We start from the raw sequence: 2,976 nt of genomic DNA, 5'->3' as shown, positions 1-2,976 counted from the left end.
GCATAAATGGAATGAAAAGTTTCCTGAATGGGCCTATAAAAACTACAGGCTTTTCTGTCGTGACGCTACCGGGGCCATCAATAGGCTTCTGGACGGGAAAGTTAATTACGCCGGTTTGCTTTGGTCTGAAGCGCAAAAAAACAACGGCCAATAGGCCGCCTCCGGGTTTGTGACAGTAACCCAATTTTTAACCCAATTACGATTAAAAAGCATTAAAAAGGGTTAAAACGAAAAGGAAATTTATAGTATCAGTAAGGCCGGAAAAGCTTGATTTTGCTGGGTTTTTGAAACTTAAATAAACGGGATTAAACGAAAAGAGAGAGACTCAATGTCTTATAGGCGTGCCGATAATCAAAAAAAGCAAATATAAATACAGATGCTCCCCAAATAACCAGCAGCTGGCCGCTAAGAGTGGCTGCCTGGCGATGAATATCACTGCGAAAGGGTATGAGCTTAACTAGAATAAGCCCTCCGCCGACTCCGGCAAGGCCAGTTCGTATCCAGGCTGAGAACGTCCGCTCAGCTGCAAGCAGTGTGCGAATTTGGGCAAGTTTGTCCCGAACCTCGGTATCGCTCATAATCCCCCTAATTAATAATTACTTGCCTTTTATATACCCACTCACGTTTTAAGAAACCGGTTGATGCTAATTCTTGGGTATACCCTTCAGAAAAGATAATAAACATAAAAAGAAGGTGGGGCATTAAGTATTGTCCGGTATACGCCAGGCACCCAATATATTGATACATATAGCACTACGATACGGGGTTATCGGGCTTGCAGTCGGAACTTTTTTTGAGAGCCTGGGCATACCTTTCGCATCGCTTGGCCTCCCCCTGGCGTCTGGAGTGCTAATCCAAAGTGGTCGCGCAACATTTTTAAGCGCACTCATTGTGTCAACAAGTGGTTTGTTATTGGGCTCTATCGCCAGCTACTATATTGGATATTATGGAGGTAACCTTGCGCGAGGAGTTTTTCACCGTCCATCGTCTGCGCTAATGCGCAGACTTACGTCCTATTTAGATAGATATGGGATGGCAGCGGTTGCCCTAGCCCAACTCTACGGCCCCGCACGAACCTGGATATCCATCCCAGCAGGAGCTGCCAGGATGGATATCAAGGCCTTTGTTACTGCTACAACTATCGGCGGCATTATTTACTGCGCTATAGCTATATCCTTTAGTTTAGCTCTTAACCGCATTATAAAAGATATCTTCAGGTTTATCCCTCACCTGACCCGCGCTTATTTAATCATAGGAACCTTAATACTTATAACCACGCTGGTAATCCTTTTTAAGATGGGCAGACGTGGCCGCAGGCGATTGCTAAGATAACCTTCCGGTGCCAATGTGGTAATATATGGTATATTCTAGCCGTGCATATACGGTCTTTTCCTGGGTATAAGAAGCAAGAATAACTTTAAATGCGAGTACTCTTCGTAGGCGGAGGCATTCTTTGTAGGTAAATAGTAAGAGTAGCTAGAGAGTAGCTAAAAATGAGCAAAAATAGCTTGCGAAAATGGAAAAATACTGTGGCAATCTTAGTTATCTTTCTTGCACTGCTTGTATTAGGCAGCCTTAACTTCTTCAATTTTTGCATGCCTCTCAAAACCGGGACCTCAAACCGCTCATCTACCGATAGCATAAATGATAATAAGAACAGCAAATTTGAGAGATTGCGCATGCGCATTACTAATGATACACCTCCAAAGGTCGAAAAGATGAGCACCCCAAAAAGTATCCCAGTTCTTATGTACCATTGCGTCAACGATAAAACACTGTTTAAAAATGATATTGAGCGCTCGCTTACAATCGAAACAAGGGCATTTGTTGAACAACTCGATTGGCTCAAAGAAAACGGCTACCATATCGTAAGCCTCGACGATGCATACGATGCGATGACCATTGGCAAAAAGCTTCCTGAAAAACCAGTAGTTTTAACGTTTGATGACGGAAATCCAGATTCTTATTTTAACGTGTATCCCATCCTAAGCCGCCGCAATATCAGCGGCACCTTCTTTATTAAAGTAAAAGAGGTAGAGAATGGACAAGGCCTTGACTGGCTTAAGGTAACTGAGATGGCCCATGCCGGAATGCTGATCGAATCACATACGATGACACATGCAAACCTGACCATAAAAACATCTGACGAGATGACCTATGAGCTACAAAAATCTAGGAGCCTTATCTGGGAGAGGACTGGACATGTAGCCCGTTTCCTTGCCTATCCGTTTGGAAGATACGACAGTCGAACTATAGAGGGAGTCAAACAAGCTGGGTATCAAGCCGCATTTACAACCCAGCCGGGTTTCTGGAAACCGAGGGATAATCTTTTCGCACTCAAGCGAGTGCGCGTATCTCACGGCGAAACTATACAAGCTTTTGCATCCTCCCTAGCTAAATAAAAATTACTTAATGATAGAAAGAAATACTTAAGGAAAGTTTAAACTCCAGGTTTTTTGGAGGCCATCGCTGGCAAGCGCACGATAGCAGAAATCGCCCGGGCCTACGATGTAAACCCCAACTTGATCGGCAAATGGAAACAAGAGCTCCTCGATAAGGGACATAAGATATTTGATGCCCCAACGGCATAAGAACAACCCCTACAAAAGAATCAAAGAGCTTTTAAGAAGATTATCGGCAAGCTCACCGTGGAATTAGAGCTGGCAAAAAACTTGCTTCCCGGCACTACTCCTGCTGTTAACGGTAAAAATAGATCTGATCAAACAGTTTATGGCAGACTATGACCTTAACCGATGTCTTGCTATCTTGGGGGTAGAGGGGAGTACATATTATTACCAGCTAAAGAAAGAAGAGCCGCTGTCAAAGTACGAGCACCTGTAAGGCAATGTCGCCACCTAATTATACAATACAAACGAGGTTACCCATAAAGACTATGCAAATAGGCTTACCCGCAGCACGCTTCAAAATGCCCCTTATCATGTGAGACAGCAGCACCAGCGACCGCTTCAGAAAACG

General features: G+C 44.0%; 4 protein-coding genes. 3 read left to right on the top strand and 1 reads right to left on the bottom strand.

The genetic code is table 11. The features are described 5' to 3' along the window. Positions 1-305: 305 nt before the first annotated feature. Positions 306-578 (bottom strand): DUF202 domain-containing protein, encoded by a 273-nt coding sequence (locus tag K6T91_11495; GenBank protein ID MCL6473409.1) that lies wholly within the window; start codon positions 576-578, stop codon positions 306-308. A 130-nt stretch (positions 579-708) separates the two neighbouring features. On the opposite strand from K6T91_11495, the gene K6T91_11490 reads away from it, so the two are divergent. The 3 genes from K6T91_11490 to K6T91_11480 all read left to right on the top strand — a co-directional run bounded on the left by K6T91_11490 (position 709) and on the right by K6T91_11480 (position 2,591). After that, positions 709-1,332, top strand: a complete 624-nt coding sequence (locus K6T91_11490) for a VTT domain-containing protein (GenBank protein ID MCL6473408.1) — start codon at positions 709-711, stop codon at positions 1,330-1,332. 161 nt (positions 1,333-1,493) lie between these two features. Next, the gene (locus K6T91_11485) at positions 1,494-2,402 is read left to right on the top strand and encodes a polysaccharide deacetylase family protein (protein MCL6473407.1); all 909 of its coding nucleotides are present in this window, start codon (positions 1,494-1,496) and stop codon (positions 2,400-2,402) included. A 54-nt stretch (positions 2,403-2,456) separates the two neighbouring features. Beyond that, a complete protein-coding gene (locus tag K6T91_11480) occupies positions 2,457-2,591 on the top strand; it encodes a transposase (protein ID MCL6473406.1) in 135 nt (44 codons plus the stop codon). Positions 2,592-2,976: the final 385 nt, after the last annotated feature.

The organism is Bacillota bacterium, assembly GCA_023511485.1.
GTDB lineage: Bacteria > Actinomycetota > Aquicultoria > Aquicultorales > Aquicultoraceae > CADDYS01.
Note: the sequence above shows the minus strand (reverse complement) of the source record. Positions and strands in the feature narration are given on the sequence as shown.